The 26563-nt window shown below is 41.2% G+C and carries 17 protein-coding genes; 2 read left to right on the forward strand and 15 right to left on the reverse strand.

What is annotated here, in order from left to right; translation table 11 throughout:
* Nucleotides 1–87 precede the first annotated feature (87 nt).
* The 15 genes from BMX11_RS09940 to BMX11_RS10010 all read right to left on the reverse strand — a co-directional run bounded on the left by BMX11_RS09940 (nt 88) and on the right by BMX11_RS10010 (nt 23431).
* Nucleotides 88–1257 carry a PepSY-associated TM helix domain-containing protein gene (locus BMX11_RS09940; RefSeq protein WP_090883876.1) on the reverse strand — a complete coding sequence of 390 codons (1170 nt, stop codon included), beginning with the start codon at nt 1255–1257 and terminating at the stop codon, nt 88–90.
* The gene (locus BMX11_RS09945) at nt 1257–3728 is read right to left on the reverse strand and encodes a TonB-dependent receptor (RefSeq protein ID WP_090883877.1); all 2472 of its coding nucleotides are present in this window, start codon (nt 3726–3728) and stop codon (nt 1257–1259) included. Before BMX11_RS09945 ends, BMX11_RS09940 begins: the two co-directional genes overlap by 1 nt.
* 438 nt (nt 3729–4166) lie before the next feature.
* Nucleotides 4167–5249 carry a TlpA disulfide reductase family protein gene (locus BMX11_RS09950; RefSeq protein WP_175474525.1) on the reverse strand — a complete coding sequence of 361 codons (1083 nt, stop codon included), beginning with the start codon at nt 5247–5249 and terminating at the stop codon, nt 4167–4169.
* A gap of 10 nt (nt 5250–5259) precedes the next feature.
* Nucleotides 5260–6345: a TlpA disulfide reductase family protein gene (locus BMX11_RS09955; RefSeq protein ID WP_175474526.1), complete on the reverse strand. Its 1086-nt coding sequence runs from the start codon at nt 6343–6345 to the stop codon at nt 5260–5262.
* Nucleotides 6346–6367: 22 nt separating this feature from the next.
* On the reverse strand, nt 6368–7570 hold the full coding sequence (locus BMX11_RS09960) for a TlpA disulfide reductase family protein (protein ID WP_090883880.1): 1203 nt from the start codon (nt 7568–7570) through the stop codon (nt 6368–6370).
* Nucleotides 7571–7744: 174 nt separating this feature from the next.
* Nucleotides 7745–9178: a RagB/SusD family nutrient uptake outer membrane protein gene (locus tag BMX11_RS09965; protein ID WP_175474527.1), complete on the reverse strand. Its 1434-nt coding sequence runs from the start codon at nt 9176–9178 to the stop codon at nt 7745–7747.
* 40 nt (nt 9179–9218) lie between these two features.
* Nucleotides 9219–12659 (reverse strand): TonB-dependent receptor, encoded by a 3441-nt coding sequence (locus BMX11_RS09970; RefSeq protein WP_090883882.1) that lies wholly within the window; start codon nt 12657–12659, stop codon nt 9219–9221.
* A 275-nt stretch (nt 12660–12934) separates the two neighbouring features.
* Nucleotides 12935–14083 carry a FecR family protein gene (locus tag BMX11_RS09975; protein ID WP_090883883.1) on the reverse strand — a complete coding sequence of 383 codons (1149 nt, stop codon included), beginning with the start codon at nt 14081–14083 and terminating at the stop codon, nt 12935–12937.
* Between the two features lie 102 nt (nt 14084–14185).
* Complete coding sequence (locus BMX11_RS09980; RefSeq protein WP_090883884.1) at nt 14186–14776, reverse strand: RNA polymerase sigma factor; 591 nt, start codon at nt 14774–14776, stop codon at nt 14186–14188.
* Between the two features lie 874 nt (nt 14777–15650).
* Nucleotides 15651–16106, reverse strand: a complete 456-nt coding sequence (locus tag BMX11_RS09985; RefSeq protein WP_090883885.1) for a DinB family protein — start codon at nt 16104–16106, stop codon at nt 15651–15653.
* Between the two features lie 355 nt (nt 16107–16461).
* Nucleotides 16462–19515, reverse strand: coding sequence for an efflux RND transporter permease subunit (locus BMX11_RS09990; RefSeq protein ID WP_090883886.1), 3054 nt, complete (start codon nt 19513–19515; stop codon nt 16462–16464).
* A 10-nt stretch (nt 19516–19525) separates the two neighbouring features.
* Nucleotides 19526–20572, reverse strand: a complete 1047-nt coding sequence (locus BMX11_RS09995) for an efflux RND transporter periplasmic adaptor subunit (protein ID WP_090883887.1) — start codon at nt 20570–20572, stop codon at nt 19526–19528.
* A 5-nt stretch (nt 20573–20577) separates the two neighbouring features.
* Entirely contained in the window at nt 20578–21951 is a 1374-nt protein-coding gene (locus tag BMX11_RS10000; RefSeq protein ID WP_090883888.1) for a TolC family protein, read from the reverse strand.
* Nucleotides 21952–21995: 44 nt separating this feature from the next.
* The gene (locus BMX11_RS10005) at nt 21996–22604 is read right to left on the reverse strand and encodes a TetR/AcrR family transcriptional regulator (RefSeq protein WP_090883889.1); all 609 of its coding nucleotides are present in this window, start codon (nt 22602–22604) and stop codon (nt 21996–21998) included.
* 32 nt (nt 22605–22636) lie between these two features.
* Nucleotides 22637–23431: an SDR family NAD(P)-dependent oxidoreductase gene (locus tag BMX11_RS10010; RefSeq protein WP_090883890.1), complete on the reverse strand. Its 795-nt coding sequence runs from the start codon at nt 23429–23431 to the stop codon at nt 22637–22639.
* Between the two features lie 324 nt (nt 23432–23755).
* On the opposite strand from BMX11_RS10010, the gene BMX11_RS10015 reads away from it, so the two are divergent.
* Both BMX11_RS10015 and BMX11_RS10020 read left to right on the forward strand, forming a co-directional pair.
* Complete coding sequence (locus BMX11_RS10015) at nt 23756–25117, forward strand: putative sensor domain DACNV-containing protein (RefSeq protein WP_090883891.1); 1362 nt, start codon at nt 23756–23758, stop codon at nt 25115–25117.
* Between the two features lie 946 nt (nt 25118–26063).
* Nucleotides 26064–26504, forward strand: coding sequence for an Hsp20/alpha crystallin family protein (locus tag BMX11_RS10020; protein ID WP_090883892.1), 441 nt, complete (start codon nt 26064–26066; stop codon nt 26502–26504).
* The last annotated feature ends 59 nt before the right edge of the window (nt 26505–26563 follow it).

Consider the following 26563-nt stretch of genomic DNA (forward strand, 5'->3'; position numbering starts at 1 on the left):
TCTTGATTCCAGGTAAGCTCTGATTAATAGGAACAATTAAAATTCTTTTCCCTGTAAGCTTCGCTGAATTCTTCTCTTTTAATCAACTTAAACGGACTTTGCTCTTATGGGTTTCTTATTCCTTTTTCCCCACCAGATTAGAAATCCCGATAGGGGTAAAGATGCACTGATCAGCGAGCCTAGAAAAGCTAAAAGCTGCGTTCCTAAACCATATAGCCTACCAGTATGAAGCTCAAGATTGGAATTACGCCACTTCATACCCAAGGTTTTTTGTTCATGAGGTAGCCCATCAATAAAGTCTCCGGTTCTGCCATCATAAAAATAATAACTTACCCCTCTCCATGCATCACTGTTGCTCTCAATTTGTACAAAAGACATCGAAACCTTATTATTTTCATCGGGGATGCCTAAGCCAATTTCAGTCCAATCACCTTTTAATTTTTTAAGCAGGCGATAATGAATCAGATCTATTTTATTCAGGGTGGTATCGCTTGCATTTATTTGGGGTAAGTTCCTGCTAAAACCTGATTTCCCTTTATCACCAAGTATACGGTAAATCCCGTTCTCCCACCAATTAAAGGACCATACAAGACCAGTAACGGCGATAATTATGGCAATAGGCAAAACATAAAACCCCAAACTATTATGTAAATCGTAGTTAACTCTTTTCCATCTGGCATTCCATTTTACAGCAATGCTTTTCTTAAACTGTTTAAAGTTTTTAGGCAACCAAAGGATGAATCCCGTGATGAGCATAATCAAATATAGCAGGATACAACATCCAACCAGTGGACTACCAATAGGTTTAATCAGCAGTAATTGCCTGTGCAATTGCTCAACAATATTAAAGGACTCATAACGGATATCGATAACACCCAGTACTTCACCAGTGTACTGGTTTACGTAAACCTGGTCCTGGTATTCAAACTGGCTAAAATACCAGAGATTGAACTTTTTTTTCTCATTAACCTTAAAGCCCGAAAATACATAACTCTTATCATCTGAACTGATTTTGACATTATTCAATACCTTCCCCTCTGCTACCGCTTTCTTTGCATGGGTAAGCAACTCAGAAAGCGGCCTGGCAGGACCGGTTTTTTGTACATAGACCATTTTGCTATGCAGCTGATTAAAGATTTCCTCATCGAATACATATATACAGCCGGTAATAGAAACAATGAACACCACTAGCCCAGTCGCCAGGCCAATCCAAAGGTGAAGCCAACCAGTGATTTTCTTAAATCTGCTCTTTGCCATTAAAATGAATATCCAACGGTGAACATATAATTTTCAGGTTGGCCAGGAAACAAACGTAGATAATCATATCCGCCAACCCAATGTTTCTTATTGCCAATGTTATTTGCATTAAGCTGTAATTGCAGTTTACCGATATTATAAAACAAGGCGGCATTAAATAAGGTAAATGAAGGAATGGTGATCTGGTCTTCCGGAGAAAACTTCGCATCATAGATCAGGTTGCGCTTATCCGTATAATTAACACCCAGGCCCAAACCAAAGCCTTTCACAGCACCATCCACAAAATTATATCTGGTCCATAAATTAGCGGTATTTTTAGGTGCATTTGGTTTTTGAATACCTACCTCACCAACTGTACCACTTTCCAATATCTTTGCCCTGTTATAAGAATAAGAAGCAATAACGTTCCAGTTAGGCATTATCTTTCCTGTAACATCAAACTCAAATCCCCTGGATTGCTCCTCTCCGATTTGCCTCAACACATCCACTACCCCTGGTGTAGCGTATAGCGCCCCTGTTTGTTTGATTTGGTATACTGAAGCACTTACAGATAACTGATCCCTGAACCAACTGGTTTTGGATCCAAATTCTATCATATTACTTTTCAATGGGTCAAATGGTCCTCCTGCATTGGGATTAGATATGGTAGAGGAAGTTTGTGGATTATAACCTTCTACATAACTACCGTAAAAATTGATATTGGGAGTTACACTATATACCGCACCAAAACGAGGCAACCAGGCCGAAGAATTGGCCTTGGCTTCTGTCTGGGTTTTATAATTGGCATAATCCGTATAATATTCATAGCGGATTCCTGCTAAAATTTGCAACCTGCCTATTTTGAACTGATCCTGAACATAGCCGGAGTTCAGATAATAATAAGTTGGGGCAACCACAGATTGTGCAAAGAAAAGTTTGCTATCATCCTGCATTCTTTGCGAAGAAAGCGGATCATTCAGATGAAAATGAGGCACATTTGGTACAGGATTTCCTGCCGCATCTAATAAGTATCTTGATTTATTGGCCACAACATAGGTAGCAATGGCACCGTTATTGGCAGCATTACGATAACCAGAGGCGGTAAGTTGCGATCCTCCAACTGGTGTTTTTTCGCTTCCGAAGTCGTAACCTGCAACAATTTTATGTTCTACAACACCAGTTTTAGGGGTATAATTGATGTATCCAGAGAAATTATCAATAAATCTTTTGCGCTTTCTGATCTGAACATTCATACCAGCCAGGTTATTAATGGCAACACCATTTCCATCAAGGCCATAAGCGTTGGATGTTCTGTGCTCATTCAAATCTTCTGAGTATCCAGTTTTTAAATAAGAAGCATTCAGGCTGAGATTATCCGTAATCTTGTGGGTAATGGAAATCGTTGCATTATAAGTCAACTCATTTAAATAATCGTTTGTTGTATTGAGCGACAAAGATTGTGGTGTAGAATTCAGATCGAAACTTCCAAATATCGGCTGTCCACGGTCAAGTCGGCTTTTAGAATCGGTATACACCAAATCAAAATTAATTCTGGTCTTTTCAGAGGGTACAAATGTTAATGATGGCGCAATAACGAAGTTTCGGTCAAACATTAAATCCCTAAAACTTTCAGCGTTCTCATACCCCAGGTTTAGGCGATACAGTAACGTGCTATCTTTTGTTGCCGGACCGGTAAAATCGGCCAGGCCTCTAAAAGTATTAAAACTCCCCATGGTGAGGCTTACTGATCTGCGGGTCTCATCCAAAGGTTTTTTAGTTACCCTGTTAACCACCCCTCCCGGACTTGCATTTCCAAATAGCGCAGATGATGGCCCTTTTAAAACTTCTACCCTTTCCAGATAATTAGCTAAAGATTGTTTCCAAAACCCGGTACTTGTTCTCAAACCGTTAATCAACTGGGTATTACTTTGCCCATTTACCCGAAATCCCCTAATGGTCAAATCGTCATAAAAACTGAACTGGTTTACCCCGCTAAAATTTTTAACTACTTCACCCACACGCATTAAGCCCTGATCTGCTATAAGTTCTTTACTGGCATAAGAAACCGATTGGGGAATATCTTTAAGTTCATTTTCTATCTTCCCAATAAAAGTCGCTTTGGTTTTATAGGTCTTCTCCTTACGACCTGTAATCTCCACCTGTTGGAGTACATCTGCCGATTCTTGAAGTATGATATTCTCCTGAACTTCTCCAGAACTCAGTTCCATGGTTTTGATCTTTTCTTCGAAGCCTACGAAATTGACATGCAAAACAACTTTTCCTGGATTTAACTGAAGTTTATAAACTCCACGATTGTTGGTAGAGGTAATGGCTTTGGTACCTTCTGCACTTACAGTAGCACCCGGAATACTTTTTCCTTGCCTGTCTTTTACAGTCCCCTGTAAAATAACTTTTTGCTGAGCAGAAACCTCTTGGCTTTTAGCCATCATCAAGACAATACATAGCAATGCCATGGTTATACGAAACTTCATAAAATAGGGATAATTTTTGTTTGATCTAAATAAAATCTTCGCGCAAAAATAACTCAAGATATCATGATTAACAAAATTTATTTAAACTTATTCTAAATAATGTTTTGAATGATAATTTCATTGATTATATTCAGAATATGCTAGCAAATTTAGTTTTGGCACGTTCACATTCCTCCAGCAACCGAGCAACACATCTGACTTTTAGATTTGATATGCTAAACTTTACACAGCTCATGTACCTACCCCTTAATGCATAAGTTTAACCTCAAGACTGACTAAGTTCTTAAAAGATATCTTCTCCTCCTGCCATAGCGTATCAGTAAAAACAAAAAGAGCCTGCTCATCTTTTTAAAAAAGAAGCAGGCTCCTTAAACATACCTTTCGCTTCCCATTTGGGGAAAGATATGAAGCAAACGATGAAGTGATCTAATTCAAAAGCTACAATAAAGCACTAAGCTTTTGATCAATTTCTTCTTTGTGATCGGTTTTTACCAGGATTCGTCCTTCCTTATCCAGCAATACATAAAGAGGAATAGTTCGCGACTTATACTTACTTACGATTTTTGCAGGCATGTTTTTAACAGGAAACTCATCTGCTACCTGAATCCAATCCATTTTCTCCTGATCCATGGCTTTTTTCCATTGGTCCCATTTGTTATCATTGGTTACACCAACAATTTCAAAGCCTTTATCTTTATACTTTGCATACACCTCTTTCCAGTGTGGAATGGCTTCTCTGCAAGGCTTGCACCAGCTTGCCCAGAAATCTAGCAGCACATATTTACCTCTAAGCGTTGATAAGGTAAACTTACTGCTATCAGGTTTCAAAAGCGTAAAGTCTTCGGCCAGTTGGCCAGGAAGAACAGCCTTAATTTCCGCTACCTCGGTTTGAAGGTTGGTAAAGTAAGCGGACTGTTTTGCTGATCCTTTAAATGTGGCCAGCAAGCCTTCAAAATCTGCCAAAGGCAAATCAGAATTAAATAAATAATACTGATTTAGCATGTATACACCTGCTACAGATGAAGGCTTTTCATTGATGTACTGCTTAATGAAGGCGAGCTGTTTTTGAGAAATGGCTGCTCTATCTTTAGCCATACCAGCGCTGGTTTTCTCATACTGTTCATAATCTGATTGTGCGGCAGAACCCGAAATTTTCACAGATGTGAGGCTTGCCCCCTTTTGCATCCCATACTGGGTATAATCATAATGCTGTGCACCTGCGGTATCAATGTGCAGGTTTACCACTCCAGCGTCAACAAAGAGCTGTGTGCCCCAGTTTCCAGGTTTAAGGTTAACTGAAATCATCTGCGCACCATCTAACCTGCCTTTGGCCACAAACTTGCCATTGGTAATTTTAGCCTCGCCTACTTTCTTCGAAACACGGGTTCGGCTATCGTAAGCATGGAGTTCAACCTCCCCATCTTTTAGCCCCTTTACCTGGCCATTAACTGAATAATCGATTGCCTGTGCATTCGCAATAGCGGGTAAGGCCGCCAACAAAATGCCATATAATAACTTCATTTTCATTCTGTTATTTTGATTTCTCTTCAAACAATTCTCTCAGTTTTTTATTTAATATCTCTCCTCTCAAATCTTTCGCTATAATTTTCCCTTGTGGATCAACTAACAAAGTGCTTGGAATGCCATTAATACCATAGTACTGGGAAACTTCGTTCTTCCAGCCCTTTAAATCAGAAAGCTGTGTCCAGGGCATATTATCATCCTTTATCGCCTTTTTCCAGTTTTCCCCCTTATCATCCAGAGAAATCCCAACTACGGTGAAATTTTTATCTTTGTATGTATTGTAAGCTTTCAAGACGTTTGGATTTTCGGCACGGCAAGGGCCACACCAGCTAGCCCAGAAATCTACCAGCACATACTTCCCTTTAAAAGAAGCAAAGTTTACCGGGATACCATTCACATCATTTTGAGTGAAGTTGAGCATTTGCTCGCCAATACTACTGCGTTTCAAAACGGTAAGACGTTCTGCTAGGCGCTTACCTGTTGCACTGGCTTTTACTCCCGGCCCCAACAGATCATAAATGGCCTGGATGTCTTTGTAATTACCCATCCCAGCTCTATCTGATACCAAACTCAGGCTAAAGGCACTTTCTGGATGTGCAGCGATGTATTTATTTTCCCTTTGTTTCATCTCCCCTCTTATGGCTGCAATTTTCTCTTCACGCGCTAGTTTTTCTTCATCTGTTCCCTTGCTGTATGCGGCATATAGTGGTTGCAATTGCTTATCAAAAGGTTCTTGTGTGGCCTCAAAATCATCGGCCTCCTTTTGTGTTTTGGATCCCGAAACTTTAAGCAAATGCAATGAATCAGCATTCCCTGTGATCGAAATATTTCCTGGTTCAAGATAAACCCAGGCCGCACGGGTAGGAAACATCAGGGTTACCTTTTGAGCTTCGGGCATTTTACCTGTCCACTCAAACTTACCATCAGTTGTTTTAATGGTGCCGGTTTTTTGCTCAACACCTTCATAATAGTAAAGCTTAACCTCTATGTTTCCTAAACCTTTAATATCTCCTTTTAATTTGGCATCTTGCCCGAATACTGTTCCAGCAGCCAATAGCATGCCGCCAGCCAGTAATGTTTTCATTGATTTCATCTTTTTTATGTTTAATGGTTGATTAGTTGAATATTTCTGCAAGCTTCTTATCCATGGCCTCATCGCCTTCACCACCACCTCCATATCTGCCAATGATTACGCCGTTTTTGTCTACCAGAATCTTTGTCGGAAGCGAATGAATAGCATAAGGTTCTGTAATGTCTGTTGATTTATCAAAACCTCCCTGAGGCGTACGTTTCAACCCGCGCAGTACATGTTTCCAAATCCCAATTTTATCTGTTTCTACGGCTTTTTTCCAGGCCGTAAGATTGCTATCATCATCGGATACACCAATTATTTCCAGCCCTTTATCTTTGTATTTATTGTATAGGGAGATTAAATGGGGGTTACCCTTACGACAAGGCACACACCAGCTGGCCCAGAAATCGAGAAGCACATATTTTTTTCCTTTAAAATCTGCTAAACTGATGGGCTGACCGTTGATATCGTTTACGGCAAAAACAGAGGCTACACTTCCTGGTGAACCACCCTCCAGGCTTTTAATTTCCTTTGCAATCTCTTTGCCTGATGCACTTTCTTTAATGCGATCAGAAAGTTTGGCATAAAGTGCTTTACTTTCCTGAAGCGGTATTGAGCTTACCTTCCACCGCAATGAATAGGCGCTGTAATAAGAATCAGGATGACTTTTGATAAACGCCATATCTATCTTGTCCATCTCTTCTCGCAACGGATCCATTCGATCTTTAGCCTGCGTGGCCAATTCCTTAAGTGCATCAAGTTCAGCTTCGGTTTTCCCCTCCTTTTTGGCATTGATATAAACCATGTTGGCCTTGCTGTATGCAGCAGAAAGTACTCGGATCTTATCCATCTGGCTCTTCTTTTGTTTTTCCAGTTCAGCATACTCCGCATGGGTAGTCGAGCCTGTAACTTTTAATGCCCTGAAGTCACCAGCGGTTAGTTCAATAGTCAATTTTCCTGGAGATAGGAAAAATGATGCCCTGTTGGGATCATCAAAGTTTTGTCCAGCTTTATCGCTTGAAATATAAGCCATAACAGGCTCTGCAATTGCCCCCTTAAAAGCAAAAGCTCCATTTTGAATAACAGCACTATCCTGAATAAATTTATCACCACTACCCGTATAGGCTAACTTGATTTTTCCACTCGTTAGTCCTTTAATTTTACCTTGTAAAGTAAAATCGGCCAACTGTGCCTGAACAGCCGAAACAGCTATTAACAAGCAACATGTAATTAAATATTTTTTCATCTTTTTATTTTTGATGAGGCTGTATCATCAATTTATACTTGTCATCCTGAAGGGTTAACGCCAATTGCATTTAAAGCTTTTCGACAACTTGTCCCGATTTTACATCGGGAGGCTCAACGTGACAACATTAAAGTGACTAATTGATTAATGATACAGCCCCTGTGAATTCATTGGTTAATTTGCAGCGTATCCTGTATTTTGTTCGCCAAACTCCGGGTTGTAACGGAATTCGGTAAGTGGCACCGGAATGATGTATTGAATTTGGCTGGAAATGCTGGGTTTGTATATTTTTACCGTTTCAAAAGGCAATCGCAGCAAGGCCATCCATTCACTACCATCTTCAGCAACCAGACTTCTTGAGGTTTCCTTATAAATTTCCTCTAAAAGTGTAGCAGGTGTTAGCGCATTGGTTACCGCTAAATAAGGCGCATTGGCTACCGTTAAACCTGCTTTTTCTTGTATCAGGTGTACCAGGTTTTTCGCTTCGGTAAGGCTTCCTCCCGAGCGTACAATAGCCTCAGCTTTCAGGAGATAAACTTCGGTAAGACGTAAGGCATAATCAGTTTCACTGGTAACTGATGGCGTGCCGCCCACTACCTGATATTTGGTGAAATAATAGGTATTAGGTGATGAGGTGGAAGGATTCGCAATTCCGATTACCCAGTTTTGGCGGGGATCGCCTGCATATAAATCTCTCAGTTTAGCTTTAGCTACATAAAGAGCGGAAGCTCCCGGCCAATATTGCCTGCTCTTGCTGTATGGATCTGCAGCTTGAAGAGCCTGTGGCTTAATTCCTAAAATCACTTCCTTGCTGGCCAATGCCGCAGTGCGAAATAAATTCTGCTGGCTGCTCTCTAATACATAGGGACCATTCTGAAGGATGTTATCGGCAAGCTGGATAACTTCAGCATAATCGCCGCTTGCTCCCCGGTTAATCAGTACACGCATCTTCAAAGCCATTGCAGCCCATTTAGTGGCATAGTGATTGGGATTTGTAGCCGGACCATTAGCAATGGTTTCATTAAGATCTGCCAAAATGAAATCGTAACTTTCCTTTACTGTACTTCTCTTTTTGGTGATATTGGTTAGCGTAGAAAGTTCATCGCGCAGTAAAACTCCCTGGGTACTGTTAATTTTATACCACTCTGCATAATAGCTCAATAATTTAAAGTGGGCATAGGCACGTATAAACCTCGCTTCTGCTAAAATTTCCTTTTTTCGATTGCCTGTAAACGCATTGTCGGCCAAGGCATTAACACCTTTAATAACACCGTTTGTTGCATTAAGTGCCTTATAAGATTCATCCCAATAAGTGCCAGAAGTACTCGTGTTTTGATTGTCTTCTTGTGGGAGCTGACCAAAACCATAACCTAAATAACCCGCTAGTGTTGCCGGCAAAATTTGGTGGTTCTGCCAGTTAGCTCTGGTAGTAGAAGCGTTGGCAAAGTTATAATAAGCTCCGTTTAATGCTATTTGTGCTGTTCCCTGGTCAAGGATAGTATTTTCATCTACCTTAGCATTTTTCGGTAATGCCCCCAACTCCTTTCCACAGCTGTAGATTACAGTAAGTACCGAACCTAAAAAGAGTAATTTATATAATGTTTTCATGTTCATTGATTTGATTTAAGTAACCACTTTATCGATCTGATTATAATCCTACCCGAAGGCCCAGGCTAAACTGCCTTACATAAGGATACCCACCCGAATCACTGTATCCACCAATTAAACTATAAGGATCATTACTGGTTTCAGGATCTACGCCCGGATAGTTGGTGATGGTAAACAGATTGGTGCCGGAGATATAGGCAGACAAGCCGTTGATTCTTAACTTTTCGGTTATCTTTCTAGGAAGTGAATAAGAAAAGGTTACCGACTTCAGCTTAATAAAGGATGCATCGTACACATTATTGCTTGCAGCATAGGCATAAGAACCCTGTCCTTGTATTAACCGGGGCCTGGTGGCACCTGGATTATCTGGTGTCCAGCGTCCTAATATCGATACTCCCTTATTGGTTCTTCTCGCCATATCCTGATTTTGCACATCAGCCAGGTAATAAATGTCTCCACCGTAAGAGAATGTTGCCAGCGCAGTTAGCGTAAAATCTTTGTAGCTTAACCTGTTGGTATATCCTCCGTAATATTTAGGTTCGGCACGGCCAATAATATCATCCTTAAAATAGCGGTATCCTCCACCAATATCTTCCAGCAGATAACTTGCATCGCCAATACCCAGGTAAGGGTAACTACCGAACATGGCAAGCAGGTTGCCATTTTTGTAAGCGTCTACCTCGGCCTTCGTGCTCAAAATCTTGTCGAATACCCTTCCGTAAAGTAAACCGATAGGTTCTCCAACCTTTAACACCGTGTTGCCATATTGATAAACTTGCGGGTTGTTAGGGTCGGCAAAATCATTTGACAGTGCAAGCACCTTAGACCGGTTGCCCGAGATGTTTAATGTACCCGACCACTGGAAGTTCTTACTGCGGATAAAATCGCCACTCAGTTCAAGCTCCAAACCGCGGTTGCGGATGTTGGCTATATTAGCTGTTACGCCTGTAAAGCCCGAGCTCGATGCTACTGTGGTTGGAAACAGCACATCTTTGGTACGCTTGTCGTAATAACCAAATCCCCCCCTAAACCTGCCATTGAAAAATGAGAAGTCTATCCCAGCATCACGCTGAAGTGTCGACTCCCATTTGAGTCTTGGATTTCCAAGTTGGCTGGGCGAAAGACCATTTAGCCCGGCATAAGATACTGGTGCATATAACGTGTAAAAAAGGTTATCTGCAATGTTCTGCGTTCCGGTATAACCAGCGCTTGCCCGCAATTTTATTTCATCAATCCATTTTACATCTTTAAGAAAATTCTCTTTTGAGATTCTCCAGCCCAGACCTCCTGAGGGAAAATACCCTACCCGGTTAGCTTCAGGAAACTTAGAAGAAGCATCAGATCTACCAGTGAAGGTGAACAGATACTTATCGTAAAGATTGTAAGTAGCCCGCATGTAAAAACTCAATAACGAATTTTGATCAGATGTACCCGTTGCTGGTAGGGTTACTGCTGCCGAAGAAAGGTTATTCAGATAGGTATCATCCGGAAATCCTTGTCCACTGGCCGAGAAGGCATTGGATTTGGTGATCTGCCAGGAAGTACCTGCAACTACGTTTAACCTGTTATTCTCATTAAACTCTTTGTTATAAGTTAATGTATTCTCAAAAAAGGTATTGGTTTGCTGAGATTGCGATTGCGTGGCTGTTCCGTTATTGGAGCTCCCCGATCCATTAGAGGTGGCAATAGATGCGGTACTCGGTATGTAACTGGTTTGACGGTAATTGTTGTAATTAACAGCTACAGAACTCCTGAATTTTAAGGATTTAAAAATATCATATTCTCCCGCAACACTTCCAATTAAGAATATCGCGTTCGATTTGTTAACGCCTTTAGTCAGCACCAGTGGATTTTGAAAACCCTCATAAGCATAGGCCCCAAGTGTAGCAGGATCGATAATTTTAACACTTCCATCGGCATTAAAAGGATCAACTGTTGGAGGCGCAAACATGGCCTGGGTGTATATCCCATTGGTGATATTATTAGTCGTAAAACCATAATCCAGATTGGTATTGAAACGCAATCTTTTGCTTATTTCATTATCCAGACTCACCTTTCCTGCTACCCTCGAGTAATCTGTACCAATTACCGTCCCTTGATTTTTATTATAAGTAATGGAACTGTAGTAGCTCGAACCTGTTCCACCGCCCCTTACCGAAACGTCGGCATTTTGGGTAACGCCATTTCTTAACACTAAATCCATCCAATCGGTATTGGCAGTTCCAAAATAATTGGGATCGGTTAGTATCTGTGTAGCCAGGGCATTCGGTGCAAGTACGGGAACCGAGGCCGCACGTGCATCATTCAGGTTTTTTGCGCCTTCCTTTACCATTGCGATATATTGCTCCCTATTTAATACTTTTTCCTTTTCGGGCATTGATAATGCAGTATAATAATTGGCTTCGAGTATCGGTTTTTGATTCGTCTTTCCCTTTTTGGTGGTAATAATCACTACACCATTCGCAGCGCGTGATCCATAAATGGCGGTTGCTGAGGCATCCTTAAGAATATCAATCGTTTCAATATCGTTGATATTTAGTCCGCCTAAACTGTTTAACCCTCTGGCGAAAGAGCCTGCAACGGTGAAGTTAGGATCATCATTTCCGCCCCTTTCAACCGGACTTACAATATCGGCAGCTCCAGCCTGATAACGATTTTGGACCTGCACCTGCACCCCATCTATGATATAGAGGGGATCATTACCCCCCATAAGCGAGGTTCCGCCCCTGATCCTGATTTTGGCTACCCCACCTGGCGAACCATCCGACTGTACCACCTGTACACCCGCCGCTTTACCAGTGATGGCCTGATCTATTGTAGCGAAAGGTACATCCCGCACTTCTTTCATATCAACAGAGGAAACCGATCCTGTTAAATCCTTTCTCCTGCTGGTTCCGTAACCTACCACTACAGTTTCCTGGAGTTTATTTTCCCTGAGCTGTAAACGTACAATCATGTTCGCAGTAACTTGTTGCTCTTTTGTGGTGTAACCTACGTAAGAGAAAATCAAGGTTGCGTTTGCAGGAACATCAATACTAAACGAGCCCTGTGTATTGGTAGATACGGTATTTTTCAAATTACCCTTTTCCCTTACCGTTACGCCAGGAATTGGTTTTCCTTCTTCATCCAGCACCCTTCCCCGCAAATCAGCGCTTGAAAAGACATTTCGGATCCGATCCAGTATAGAAGCTGGTTTTTTATTTAAAACAATAATTTTGTCTTTAATGGTATACTCAAAATGCTCATCAAAAACCTTTTTCAGCACTTCGTTAAGGTCTTGATCTTTAACATTCACATTAACCTTCTCGGCCGATTCCAGTAAGCGAAAGTCGAACACGAAGTCGTACCCGGTTTGATTTCTAATTTTGGTGATGATAGATTCTAAAGAGGCGTTCTTTTCATTTAAGGTTACTTTTTGGCCGAAAGACCCTGCAGATACCTGTAATAAAGTGGTTGTAAGGATAAGGATGACCAATTTCATAGTCAATAGAAGTTTATTAGGCAGCCGCAGTCGGGCCATGCCTAGGTTAAAAGCATAAATTTGCATACTTTTGTCTTGGTTTGAGTTGATTGGAAACTGTTACTTGATATTTTCTGATTCCCGATTTCGGGAAAAGGACTCAAACTCCCGGATAGTGGTGTTGGTAGCACCATTATCCTTCATTTAGATCCTTCTTTTTCCGTTACCTCTTCTGTCGTAGATTTCTTTTCATTTTAGTTAGTTTGGTTTTTAGTTGATGTGGTTTTACTTTGATATTAATTGGGGAGAACGGTAACCTTTTTATCTTCAATTTTAAATCTGATGTGTCCGGCTTCTGCTAAACGCTCTAAAACAGCCGCCAGTGATTTGGTTCTGGAAATCCGGCCTATAAGTGGAATCTTTTTGATTTCCTCATCCTGATAAGTCAGTTCAACATTATACCACCGGGCGATAGTACTCATTACATTTTCGAGTGGTTCTGCCCGAAAATAAAACTCATTTTTGACCCAAGCCACTTCACTTTCCAGATCTGCCTGTACTATTTTAACCGACCCTGATTTATTAATGGCCAACTCGCCCGGTTTTAATAAATAATTGTTATTAATCTTTACACTTCCTTCCAGCAAGGTTGTTTTGGTACCTGATAACACTTCGTAATCGTTCACATTAAAATGCGTTCCCAGTACTTCAATTTCCTGATGCGCAGTTTTCACTATAAAAGGATGATGCTTATCCTTTGCAACTTCAAAATAGGCCTCTCCCTTGAGTTCGATCAATCTGTTCTTCATCCCCGCAAAGGTTGAAGGATAAGTGATGGAAGATGCAGCATTCATTAAAACTACCGAACTATCTGGTAAAATGACCTTGATCTTTTCTCCATTAGAGGTGGCCAGTTGGTTGTAAACCAGTTTCTGATCCAGCCTGCCTGTTGCCTGACAAACAATCTCACCACTCTCGCTTCTTATAATTTTTAGCCCGGAAGAATCGACCAGCTTACCTGAACTTATATCGTTAATGTAGATTTTTTTCCCATCAGCTAGGGTAAGCGTGGCTCCACTCTTTCCTGCTGCAATATCCTGGGTAAATTCTACAGAAGGCGCTGCTCCGCGGCTGTAAATTAAAATACCCAGGCCAACAATAACAGTTAAGACAGCAGCAATAGCCAGGCGAAACCCTATTTTCTTCAAGCTCAACTTTCGTTCATCGGCACTGAATATCCGGTCCAGTACCTGCGTGCTCTGCTGGCTGGTTAGCTGGTATTGGTCTTCCTGCTCACGCATAAAGCCCTCAAGGAGCTCATTAATTTCTTTTTCATAACTGGGATCGTCAACAAAATCCCATAACTCCAGCTCATCAAGTTGGCTTGCTCGTGCCGAGAGGTGCAACTGCAATAATTCTTTAAGTCTTGTGGTGTGGATCGCCATAGCGCTAATTTACTTTCGCATTTAAAAGTATTGACACCATCGCACAAAGATCAGGGTATACCCAAAAGAAAAAATAAACTAACAAACTGATTTACAGATGGATTATTTTAACAAAACCATAACTAAAAGCGGAAAAGCGATTGCATTTCTTTTCAAATGCTCCCTGATTTTCTTTAAGGCCGACCTCATGTGTACGTGTACGGTTTGGGGAGAAATGCCCATTTGTTTGCCTGCTTCCTCATATTTTAGACCTTGTTGATGACATAGCTGATAAGCCAGTTGCTGTTGGGGAGAAAGACCCGAAATGGCCTGATCTACTATTCTTAAGGTCTCCCTGTAATCGAGCTGCTCAAGCGTTGAGGCTTCTGCTTTCCCTTCCGCTTGTTCTAAATCTACAGTGAGATTTGCTTTTTTTGAAAGATCTCTAAGTACATTGAAAGCCCGATTGCGTACAAGTCTATTTAAATATGCGCCAAAACTCTCAATGTCTTCAAGCCTGGATCTGGTGTTCCAAATGTTTAAAAATACATCCTGAACAATCTCCAAAGCCATATCATCGGAATGGGTAATTCGCTTAGCGAAGCTGAAAACGAAATTTTGATAGTGATTAAAAACTGTCGTGAATGCATACCGATCCCCTTTAGCTATTTTAATCAACAATTCCTTTTCGTTTAAAAGTAGTGAGACAGGCATGGGTGGGATTTCGGTATTTCTAATTTACTAAAACATTCAATAATAAACAAAAATTGCCTGTTCCTAATTATATCGAGATAAAAAAATGAGTACTGAATACTCAAATAAGGATTTTTTAATAGCTGAATCCACAAATTATAAGCTCAAGACAAAAAATAGAAAAGAAAAAGACGTTAAATTGTCAAAAAAGTACTGGAGAGACTTTATATGTCAATTTTCGACCACCTTTCCTTTCTTCTTCCGGCAGTTATCGAAAGCTTCAAAATTTATCTGAATCTAACAGAATGGAAACAAGCAAAAGTTGTTTACACGAGCAAATGTATACAAAATCTATAGATTATATATTTTTATTTCATTTTTTATAGACTGTTGTTTTCAATACAAACAACAGTTAATTACCCTGATCAGATAATAAAAGTCTTTCTTAAGGTATGAAAAGGTCGACAGGCTTTCCTATCGCTATCCTTATCGCCATAGAAAAAAGCAAAGAGAACGATAGTGAAAGTGCCATCAAAAATACGCTAATTTACATTGGCTGAACATGCTGATACCGAAGACATCACGGCCGGTTAAGATCGGTATACCAAAATTGGAGATCCCTAAAAATGAAGAAGCTAAAGCAGTCTCCCCTTAGATCAAAATTCAATAACTAAAATGCGGCATTTACTGGAGATTTCGCATTTGATGATCAGTTCATTACAGAAATTTTAGCCAATGAGTCACGGACAAATTTGACCAGCACAACAAACTGAACCCTACGAAATTAAAAGGGTGCAAACTATTTGCTTGGATTGATCACTCTGCTATGGAATCGATTGGTCAGTGATAACGAAATCTCCAATCAGGACGGCTCTGATTTGGTTCAATCGCCATCTCACCTACCTGAACCCATGGCCTTTAATATCCCCATTATAGTATTGATATGGATATTCTCATGAAAAATCAAAAAATCGAATCCCCTTTCAAAAGCACTTAACGCAAAGCCTTGATCATGGCTGAATACACCTGCATGAAAGTCTTCTTCTAGGCGCTCCAATGTTGGGATCATCAAGTTTAGTATTTCCTCAATTTCAAGACTACCCGTTCTGGTGTTTGGTTTTGTGTCCTTTAGATATTTTTTGTAAAGGTTATGGATATTCGGAGGCATCTTTTCAGCACCAGAATATAAGTGGTAGATGGGGGTGACCAGCATATGCCCTAAATTCCAGATGATGTTATTGGTATATTTAAGGGGAATCTCATTGAACTGCTGAGTATTCAAGTGGGACAATTTTTCGATAAGAACTATTCTGTTTTGTTTTAACTCTTGGATCTTTTCAGTGATATTCATAATAATTTGCTAAGTTTTGATTTTGAAGTAATTTTCATCAATTCTTCCTGTTAAATTCATTTAATTCCGTTTTTTTATCTTCCATCAGTATAACAGTATCCCCACCACAGATTAAACCTTAGTCGTTTTTTCCCGAGTCCTTTTGTAGTTGGATCTTGTCTGTTGCTTAATCAAATAGCTTATCAATCGTGGTACAAACGCCTCATAAATTTCTGGTGTTTATTGGTTCCGCCCATTACAGGCATCACAAGTTTAACCTAATTGTCACCCTAAACTTATGATGCTATAAATACATATCTACTTCAGTTTTAGTTTGCTCAAATGAGATAACTTTACTTCTTCTGCTGGTTTAACATTAATCTTTTTCATCCAATCTTGGTGGAATAAGCTTATACATCACCGGGGTTACAATCCTTGATAATATTGTTGAACTGATGAGTCCCCCAATCAACACAATTGCGAGCGGTGCGATCTGTGGGTTGGGATTCATTGCTATAGGGATCAGGCCACAAATGGCGGTTATTGAAGTCAGCACGACGGGCAGAAACCTGGTCTCCCCGGCTATATCAATGGCCTCATCTATACTTTTTCCTTCAGCACGCAACTGGTTGGTAAAATCTACCAATAGCAGTGAATTTTTCACTTGTATACCAGATAAACCAATAAAACCAATTATAGATACCAAAGACATGGGGTTTCCTGTCATCAACAGGAAAATCACACCACCCAAAACGCCCAAAGGAATGATGGAAAGGACTATGATGATTCCCTTAAAAGTCTTAAACTGAAGCAATAGCACCGCGATGAACAGGAATGTACTTAAAATAATCACTGACAGAAAATTGCCACCCAGCGCATCGCCCTCTGACTCCGCCTCTCCTGACAGCTTGTAGTAATAACCTTTCGGCATCTTCAACTTTTTGAGTTCGGGTACAATGTCCTTCAATATATCGTTTGCCAACACATTATCCTTTGTCAGTGAGGTTACTTTTGCAAATCGTGATTTATTAAAATGGTTGATTGCAGTTGGAGAGGTTTCAAGCCCAACGCTCGCTATCTGGTCAATCTGAATCGGAGCACCCTGAATATTATTGACATAAAGATTCTTAAGGGCATTTAGGTTTGAATACTTATTGCGTGGAATGGTGATTACCACATTTCTCGAATCTCCCCTATCGTCAATATAATCGCCCACATTCAGTCCGGCCACGGCCATCCTGACTACTTTGTCTACGTCACTAGTCAACACGCCCAGCGTCCTGGCCTTTTCCTTATTAATCTTTATTTTCACATCAGATTTATAGGCATTAAGCTCGTTGTTAATGAAAAAAGTACCCGGATGTTTGCGCAGTAGTTCTTCAACTTTGAACGACAATGACCTGAGGGTATCCTGATTTTCACCAAAAACCCTTATCACGATATTTGCTTCGATGGGAGTACCCTGTTCGAAATCCTTAACCTCTATTTTTGCATAGGGAAAATCCGTGAACTTGTTCCTTAGCGTTTTGATCAGCTCGGTCTTGTCAATCGGACTGGTCTCTTCTCCCAATTGCACGAAAATCTGTGCAAAATCAGGCTTAATATCCTGTTGATGAACGTTATAATAGATCTGCGGATTGCCTTTACCAACGTTCGAGGTATAGTATACGATTTCGGGATGCTTTTTCAGCTCCGTTTCCACCAGCTTTGCAGCCCTGTCGCTTTCGGGTATATTTGCTTGTAAAGGCATTTTAATATTGATCAGGAACATCGGTTTTTCCGAAGTGGGGAAAAGTTTAAAACCTGCCAAAGGAAAAAGTAAAAAAGCCAGTACGCTCAACCCAACAGATATTCCAATAGTCACCTTTGGCCATTTCAGCGCCAGTGGCATGATACCTTTGTATGACCAGGTTAAAAAGCCCTGCAGCTTTCTAAGGAAATAATTCCCTTCTCCATGGGTATGGGTCTTTAGGATCTTGCTGCCAATAAAAGGTACAAGCGTTAAGGCTACGATCATCGAGGCCAAAACACTAGTAATAATGGCCATAGGTAGGCTTCTAATGAACTCTCCTGCCATATCAGGCAAGAAGGCTAATGGCAGAAACGCAATCACAAGCGTAGCCGTACAGCCCACAACGGCTACGCCAATCTGCTTTGTTCCCTTTAAGATGGCATCCTTTCGGCTATGACCTTCACGTAGCCATCTTTCAATATTCTCTACTACCACGATACTATCATCCACGAGCAAACCTAATGCCACTACCAGTCCAACGATACTGAGCTGGTTGAGCGAAAAGCCCAACAGGTTCATCGCAATCAGGCCAAGCGCCAACGAAAGTGGAATGGAGATCATTACGATCAGTGAAGGTCTAAAGCCCAGAGGCAAAAGGGTAACCACCACCAATACGATCGCCAGCCCAAAATCAAAACCCAGATGTCCCAGGCGTTTGGAAACCATGTCTGCCTGGTCAAAGTTTTTAATCATTTTGATGTTTTCGGGCAATGTTTCAGCGAATTGCTCCAATACTGGAGTATATTCTTTCTTGACCTCGCTGATATCCACGTTGTTCTTCATCGATGAAGTAATCAGGATGCAGCGCTGTCCGTTGATCCTGGTGATGTGGCTAACCATGCCATCCTTATAACCCACCTGTGCCACATCTTTTAGATATATAATTTTTCCGTTTGCATTGTAGATTACCGTGTTTGCAACATCCTCCACGTTTTTAAACTTACCGCTGGTTTTTACATTGAATACCTTATCGTCCATATTGATGCTCCCCCCTGGAATATCTGCTGCCTCACTCTGCAAACTTCCCATCACCACATTCAACGGGATTCTCAACTGTGCAAGTTTATCCAGTTGCATATCAATCCGGATCTCCTGCTCCGGCATCCCAGTGTATTTCACTTCCCTCAGGTTGGTAATCTTTTCCAGTTGGGTCTTCAGTTTATCTGCATTGTCCCTAAGGGTTTTGGCCGATGCAGTATTGGATATGAGTGCCATCTGGATAATCTTTACATCTGAGGAGGCAATTTTTTCGGTTTTGACCAGGTAGATGTCCTTTGGAAGCTCCCCATTTTTAAGGGCGTTGATTTCCGTTGAGATCTCCTGGTATTTGTTGTCCACATCAACCCCGTACTTGAACTTGATCTGTATGGCGGCAACACCATCTTCAATCGTGGTCAGGATCTTGTCGATGTTTTCTAATCCATAGATCTTGTTTTCAATAGGTTTAACTACCTGCTCTTCCATATCCTTAGGACTGGTACCGGGATAGATAACGGTAACCAGATATTGCGGGGGATGGGTAGTTGGATCCTCTGATCGTGGCATGGTAAAAAGCGTTAGAAGTCCTACCACCGCCACCAGTACGAATATGATTAGGGTAAACTGGTAGTTTTTTACGGCAAAGTTTGTAATTTTCATGTCGTCGTCTTTACTTAATAATTTTTACTGTAGACTGTTCGTTTAGGTATGCACTGTTAGAGGTAACGATTTGTTCTACACCCTCCAGCTTATCCTTTAGATATACATTTTTGTTGTCAAACTTCAGGATGGTCACCGGCACTTTTTTAACGCGGTCTTTACCAATTGGGGTAAATATGAAGCCCTTTTCTCCATCTGCCTCTACCAGGGCGCTGAAGGGGATTGCGGTAGCATTCTGGGAAACATTGGTCTGGATCGCTGCTTTTCCAAACATACCTATCGCCGGCCTTAGGTTGCCTAGCTGTAGCTTAAGTTCAACCTGAAAAGATCCAATGGAAGCATCAGCAGACTGCAGCTTGCGCAGTACCGTTGCCTGAAAGGTCTGATCAGGATAGCCATCAAGGTTGATAACTGCTTGTTGTCCCGCTTTGATTCCCGCCCACTCCTGATCGGTGACCCCGACCTTCAGCAGATAGCTATCGCTATTTTGGGTAGAGCTGGTCATCAGCACCGGCATTCCCCCACCTACTACTTCTCCCACGCTGGCTACCTTTTTGGTTACAAAACCATCCGAAGCAGCATAGATCTTAGCGTAGCGATAGTTAAAGGCAGTTGCCTCACTTGTTTTTTTGGCAACCTCAAGCGCTGTCCTGGTATTCTGCAACTGTTCCAGCGTAAATACGCTATCCTTGTACAGGTTTACTGCCCTGGCATAGTCGCGTTTGGCCTTATCCACGCCAAGGTCTGCCTGCGCCAATCCAGCCACAATCTCGGTGGTATTAAGTGTAGCCAGCAATTGTCCTTTTTTAAAGAACTGCCCCTCCTCTACCAGTATCTTACTGATGACCCCTCCAATCTTAAAGGCATAATTGGCCTCATTTTCGGTAGCTACCAGGCCTGTGGCCTGAATGCTGTTTGTAACCCCTAATGAGGAAACTGAGGCAATTTTCACCGGGACGATGTCGGGCTGGCCAAGTGCGTTTGTATTTTTTGGTTTTTCTTTGCAAGCGAACAATAATGATGTAAGTGCAATTAATGTAAGTTGAATCTTCTTCATGATATTTATTGTAGGTTAAAGCTGGCATTCGCACGCTCAATTGCCGTGAACGATATCCAGGTGTCAAATAGGGCAATATTGGATTGGAGCTGGGCATCGACCCATTGGTTCTGGGCATCGAGCAGCTCGATGTAAATGGCCATTCCTTCTTTATAAAGCTTGGTCATATCGTTATAATAGGTCTGGCTGGTCTTGAGTTGCGACTGTGCGGCTTGGTACCGGGCCGATGCACTCTGCAGGTTAGCCCTGCGCACATTGAGTTCGGTCAACAATTGCTGGGTTACGTGGCTGTTCTGCGCTGATACGGCCTGTTCGCTGGCAATCGCCTGTTTGATCTTATAACTGTTTCGTCCAGACGAAAACAGATTCCACTCCAGTGAGATGCCCAACAGATAATATCTGCTTTTATCATTGAACTTCCAGTCGAAGGCCTGGGAACCCAGATCGAGCGAAGTACCAATTTTGGGAATGAGGTACGATTTGGCAAGGCCGGTCAGGTTTTGATTAATCCCTTTAGCAATCTGTAGTTTTACCAGCTCCTCCCGGCCACTCACATCGCCGAATGACAGGTTGTCCTGCGCAGGTAGTGTGGGTACATCATCAGTCAAAATAGCTTCGGTCAACGACCTGTTCAATAGGAAATTGAAATAGAAACGGGCAGATTCCTCTGTTTTTTGAGCACCGGTCAGTGATGCTTTTATTTTTGACACCTCGTTCTGGCTTCGGATCACCGCAGTACGGTTAATTTTGTTGTTCTCAAAGAGTTTCAGGTTTACCCTTTCGCCCTCTTCCAAGAGTTTCAGAAAGGACTCATAGATGCTGATGGCATTGGTGGCTTTTAGATAATTGTAATAGGCCGTCTTGATTTCTTTCACCAGCTCGCGTTTATAAAGCAGTATCTCCACCTTTTGCAGGTCCACCTGTTGAGACTTGATCCTTTTGTTGTACACCAGTTCGGCATTCAGGATGGGAAGGCTCGTACGGAACTTGGCATCGTAGAAATTATCTGGATTGAGCAGTATACTCTGGTTCTGGAGCTGAGGGAACGAGTTGCTCCCGGTCAGCTGGTTCAGCGTAGCATAGGCGGCATTGAAAAGATCGCCTGTAGGAAAATCAATTGTCCTGCCCCCATCGGCCCTTGTGTAAGTAGTGGAAAAAGTAATGGTGGGTAAAAACATACTTTTTGCCTCCTGGAGCAGATAAATATTCCTTTTCAGCAGAAAATCCTGCTCTTTAATGCTTTGGTTTGTGGAAAGCCCCTGCGAGATGTACGCACTTAATTGACTTTGCGCATTCAAGCAAGACGGGGCGGAGATCAATAGAATGAAGAGCAGAGCTCTCCATTGACCTAAAGGTTTAAAAAGGTAATTAATAATCATTGTAATAATTTTAAACAGTGTTCAACAAATAGTTAAAAAAAGGTTTAATCCTTTTCTAAGAGACGCACAAAACAGGCATATCCATGCTCCATTAGTTCATCATTGGTTTTGCTGTGAAAGCTTGCAGTACGGTCTTTACAAAAGAGGGCGCAGATACCGTGAATTGCCGAAAGAATCATAAATGAAAAGTATTCAGAGTCCATTTCCTTGAAACGGCCCAACTCCTGGCATTCTTTCACCATAGAATGGAGATGATTGATGGCTTCAACAGCTATCTGAAAACCGCTTTGATCTGGGTTTTTGATGGGTTCTTCCACTAAAAACATCAGGTTATAGTAGTCCTTATTTTCTTGTGCAAACTGGATAAAAACACGTCCACCTGCCTTTAATCGCTCAAAGGGATCAGGCAATACGTCCAAAACCCTTAACTGCTTAAGGAGCAAACTAAATCCTTCCTTATGGAGTTCGTGAAAGATCTCACTTTTATCCTTGAAGTGAAAATAAATTACACCTGCACTATAGCTGATCTCACTAGCAATGTTGCGCATACTGGTCTGCTCGTAGCCATTTTGAAGAAATACTTTCCTTGCACCATTGAGTATGCGTTGACGCATTTCCTGCTTCTCTTTTTGTTTTCTTTCTGTAATGCCCATCAGTTGTGATAAATGTTAAAGATATAAATTTTCTATAATGGTGTACTGAATGGAACATGATTTTGAACTTTAGGCATTCCTGGACTGATACACGCCATAATTTTGATCGCAGCAGCTCTGCTTAGAAACCTAAAACCGAACAACATCAACCTGTTTTTAAGGCCTTGCACTACCCTGGGCTTATGTCTTTTTTTCAGCGCAGCCACCAGTTCATCTGCAACTTCCGAAACACTTGATACCACGAATTTTGGAAAATCATTTATACTCCGGCCAGCGTTGAGATGAAACTCCGAGTCTGCTGCACCAGGATTGAAACCCATAATAAAAATACCTCTATCCTTGTACTCATACCATAAGGATTCGGAAAAGTTAGCTACAAAGCTCTTGGTAGCAGCATACACTGCTCCACCCGGTAGCGAACTGTGTCCCAATAATGACCCCATATTAACCAGCGCACTACCACGAGTAGCCCTTTCCAAAAATGAGAAAGATAATGCTACAGTTGCTTCCATGTTCAACCGCATGGTATCCAACTGATCCTCAAGATCTATTTCCAGGAATTCACCATAATGCCCATTCCCTGCATTGTTAATGAGCAGATCATAATCGTTGCTACCGATATGCTCCATGAGTCTTCTAAGCTCATCATGATTACAAAGATCAGCTAAGATTGCCTGATGAGATCCACTGCCGAGTTCTTTAAGCAAATGATTGAGCTTTTGCTCATTTCTTGCAACAAGGGTAATGGCATAGTTATATCCGGCAAGCCGCTTAGCGACTTCAAGACCGATACCACCGCTTGCTCCGGTAATTAATGCTTTTTTCATATCGAATAATTTAATTCAGAAGCAAAAATACTGAACAGTGTTCAATAAAAAAAATTTTAATCAAATTATTATATTTTCAAATCATTAAGCTCATAAACCTTCCAAATGATAAGGACTGAATATTTCAATGAAACTGGTTTATCCCCCATCAATACGAAGCATTTCTCTACCATAACCTAATTGTCTAAATGATGGTTATCGCTTATACTTATCCCATTGAATAACATAGTAACTGGAAGCCTTTAACCGCAATAAGAACATTCCATTTTTCAAAATCCACAGGCTATATATCTATAGTGTAACTCAAACATTTTGTCGATATGAATGTTTTTAATTAAATCTATCACCTTGGAAAATTCACGCCCGCAGGATCTTTCAATATTGGTCCAAGACAAATTAAAACTAAACAGGACCAGGTATCCTGTGCCGGATTTGAGTGTTCTTGACCAGCTTTTTGACTGCCTCTTTTACTCCAGTATGTGCAAGGAAGAGAGCGAATTGATCCAGGTTACCATCACCTTTATCAATCCGGAAAACCCAGATCCCAATCCACCAAAACACATCGTACCTGAGCGTTGGAGCTGTATAGTGTTTGATCATCATATACCACTGAGTACCAAGGCCCTTGCAAAACTTTCCAAAGCAGCAGACCCCTCAAGCTCTTCGATAGCTGTTTATTATGACCATACAGGCGCACTCTATATCTGGGGAATGATTGATCAGGCGATGCATTATCAGAACTTCTTGAATTACGAGTCTGACAGGCACTCCGAGCAGCCCGGTCTGTTTCAGGTATCGATTAGTGATATCGGAACCCTACATGTATTATTTGATTACGAGCTTCTGGCTACATTGAAACAAAATGTACTGGTAAAAAGATATCTGGATGTACTGACCATTGGCCCAATCTCCAAGATTTTGAAAACAAACGCCGATTTCCTGAAGACAGCTATACAGGCTTACCTGAAAGATTGCTACCCCAATGAGTATTATGAAGATTGGGAGGAATTTTTAGATGGTCTATGGATTCAGACCTTTTCAAGATTACTGCTCAAAATCCAGAATTATCAGCACGGGGGTGCGATTCTGATAGCAGACAATAATATAGACCTGGATATCAAATATAAGATCCATTATGAGCGGTTAACCCTGGCCATGATCGCACATGCAAAGGCCTCTATAGATAATTTTGTTACCGAGAGCATCATTGATGAATATTTACAGGCAGGCAGAAGATCAATCAGCCGCGGGCTTTACAATGCAGAGACCATATCATTCAATGCAAAAAAAGGTACCAGCGACGAAATCAAGGGGGCGATAAATTTCATCGCTTCTCAAAGCTGTGTGGACGGTGTGGTATTATTCAACAGAAATATGGTTTCGAACGGATTTGGTGCGGTGTTAAAAGCTAAAAAGATGCCCCGCAAAATATATATATCTACCACTTCTACCGCAACGGCAAAATCACTTATTCCGCATGACCCCAAGCATTACGGTACCCGCCACCGATCCATGATTGCCTACTGCTGGAACCACCCTGGCTCGCTTGGTCTGGTCATTTCTCAGGATGGAGATATCCGTGCATTCTCCAAAATAGAAGATAAGCTCATCATGTGGGAAAACATCAAAACCCAGCAGTATATGACCAATAAAGCGCAGCGACACAAGAATCAGCAGGTAAAATAAGTGCTATGCCAGATGAATGGCTATAACAGCGGATAAAGAATAAAAAAGCCCGTGAATCCTGACCGGCTTCCGTAGCGGATTTGGGGATTTCGCATAGTGGCCAGCTTTTCGGTTTATATTGTTCGCTCTATTTCACTCCAAAATGGCCATTCAGCTCATTTTAAGCGATTTTAAGCTTTCCAGAAGCCTGACCAGACTCATTAGTTGTTTTGCATGGAGAAATTAAATTGTCGCTGTGCTAAAGGCCTTAAAATCGAAACTTATAAATCTTTTGTTGGAGTATTTATTATCGACGGTAATTTTCTGTTATTCCAAGCCTAAAATGTCCTTTTAGACTGAATATTGCCTTCTAAGGAATCTCACGAAGGGTCAGTGGACCAACAATTACGAGTACTGTCTAAAAAATGACCAGATCAGATTGGGCCGGATTGGATATATTTGGGTCAGTCTTTAGGATACTATCAAGACAAGATGGTAAAAACGGGGTGTACAGTTTGGAATGAGAACCACTGCACACTTTTAGGTTTCTTCCCCACCCATGTAGCAAAGTCACCCATCCCTTACCCACAATAAGCTTTGGGGAAATCTTTTGATCGGCATTAATCTTTTTTACGTGTTCCTTCCCTGCTTTTCAAAACACTTTTTTTAAATTATAAGAGATAAATTATCTGGTAAGAAAGCAATCTGTGGGTTTTTCATTTCGAACCTCCGCCAACCTTTCTGCCCCAACTGCAGCACACACAACTGAAAAAATTACAGTTTAAAAGCTGAAAAAAATTCATAAAAAATGAAAAAATTTCTGAAAAACTTTCCTATAAGCTACCAAAAGCACGTTGGCACACCCCTTGATATACCCAAACCGGGACCTACGGAATAAAAAGTCCTAGAGAAAAATTAATTAATTTATAGTCCATTTTTTATTATACCATTAAAAGGAGAACATACTATGACATTGGTTAAATTTAATCCAGAAAAGAAAAACAGCGCATTATTGCCAGGCTTTAATGACATTTTCGAATCCGTAATTGGAGACACATTCTTCTCAGATCGCCGCATTTCCAGCGTTCCTGCTGTAAACATTTCAGAATCAGCTGAAGCCTACCAAATCGAACTGGCCGCACCGGGCCTTAAAAAAGAAGACTTCAGGGTATCAATAGAAAAAGATATGCTCAATATTTCTGCGCAAAAATCAGAGGAAAGCAGTTCGGAAGGCAAGATCTACAACAGACGTGAATACAGCTACTCGGCATTCACCCGATCTTTCACCCTTCCAGAAAGCGCAGATGCAGATAAAATCCAGGCCAGTTATACCCAGGGGGTACTAAAGCTCAGCCTTCCAAAAAAGGAAGAAGCCAAAGCAGTATCCAGACAGATTGAGATCAGATAAGCCCTTGAAAGGAAAAAATGCCGCCCTGTGCGGCATTTTTATATCAACCTAGATAAAGA

Source organism: Pedobacter rhizosphaerae, assembly GCF_900111155.1.
Classification (GTDB): domain Bacteria; phylum Bacteroidota; class Bacteroidia; order Sphingobacteriales; family Sphingobacteriaceae; genus Pedobacter; species Pedobacter rhizosphaerae.

Bases quoted from the DNA above. Each gene is read 5' to 3' on its own strand.
- BMX11_RS09940 (WP_090883876.1), bottom strand. From the start codon at position 1,257: ATGGCAAAGAGCAGATTTAAGAAAATCACTGGTTGGCTTCACCTTTGG.
- BMX11_RS09945 (WP_090883877.1), bottom strand. From the start codon at position 3,728: ATGAAGTTTCGTATAACCATGGCATTGCTATGTATTGTCTTGATGATG.
- BMX11_RS09950 (WP_175474525.1), bottom strand. From the start codon at position 5,249: ATGAAGTTATTATATGGCATTTTGTTGGCGGCCTTACCCGCTATTGCG.
- BMX11_RS09955 (WP_175474526.1), bottom strand. From the start codon at position 6,345: ATGAAATCAATGAAAACATTACTGGCTGGCGGCATGCTATTGGCTGCT.
- BMX11_RS09960 (WP_090883880.1), bottom strand. From the start codon at position 7,570: ATGAAAAAATATTTAATTACATGTTGCTTGTTAATAGCTGTTTCGGCT.
- BMX11_RS09965 (WP_175474527.1), bottom strand. From the start codon at position 9,178: ATGAAAACATTATATAAATTACTCTTTTTAGGTTCGGTACTTACTGTA.
- BMX11_RS09970 (WP_090883882.1), bottom strand. From the start codon at position 12,659: ATGAAATTGGTCATCCTTATCCTTACAACCACTTTATTACAGGTATCT.
- BMX11_RS09975 (WP_090883883.1), bottom strand. From the start codon at position 14,083: ATGGCGATCCACACCACAAGACTTAAAGAATTATTGCAGTTGCACCTC.
- BMX11_RS09980 (WP_090883884.1), bottom strand. From the start codon at position 14,776: ATGCCTGTCTCACTACTTTTAAACGAAAAGGAATTGTTGATTAAAATA.
- BMX11_RS09985 (WP_090883885.1), bottom strand. From the start codon at position 16,106: ATGAATATCACTGAAAAGATCCAAGAGTTAAAACAAAACAGAATAGTT.
- BMX11_RS09990 (WP_090883886.1), bottom strand. From the start codon at position 19,515: ATGAAAATTACAAACTTTGCCGTAAAAAACTACCAGTTTACCCTAATC.
- BMX11_RS09995 (WP_090883887.1), bottom strand. From the start codon at position 20,572: ATGAAGAAGATTCAACTTACATTAATTGCACTTACATCATTATTGTTC.
- BMX11_RS10000 (WP_090883888.1), bottom strand. From the start codon at position 21,951: ATGATTATTAATTACCTTTTTAAACCTTTAGGTCAATGGAGAGCTCTG.
- BMX11_RS10005 (WP_090883889.1), bottom strand. From the start codon at position 22,604: ATGGGCATTACAGAAAGAAAACAAAAAGAGAAGCAGGAAATGCGTCAA.
- BMX11_RS10010 (WP_090883890.1), bottom strand. From the start codon at position 23,431: ATGAAAAAAGCATTAATTACCGGAGCAAGCGGTGGTATCGGTCTTGAA.
- BMX11_RS10015 (WP_090883891.1), top strand. From the start codon at position 23,756: ATGTTTTTAATTAAATCTATCACCTTGGAAAATTCACGCCCGCAGGAT.
- BMX11_RS10020 (WP_090883892.1), top strand. From the start codon at position 26,064: ATGACATTGGTTAAATTTAATCCAGAAAAGAAAAACAGCGCATTATTG.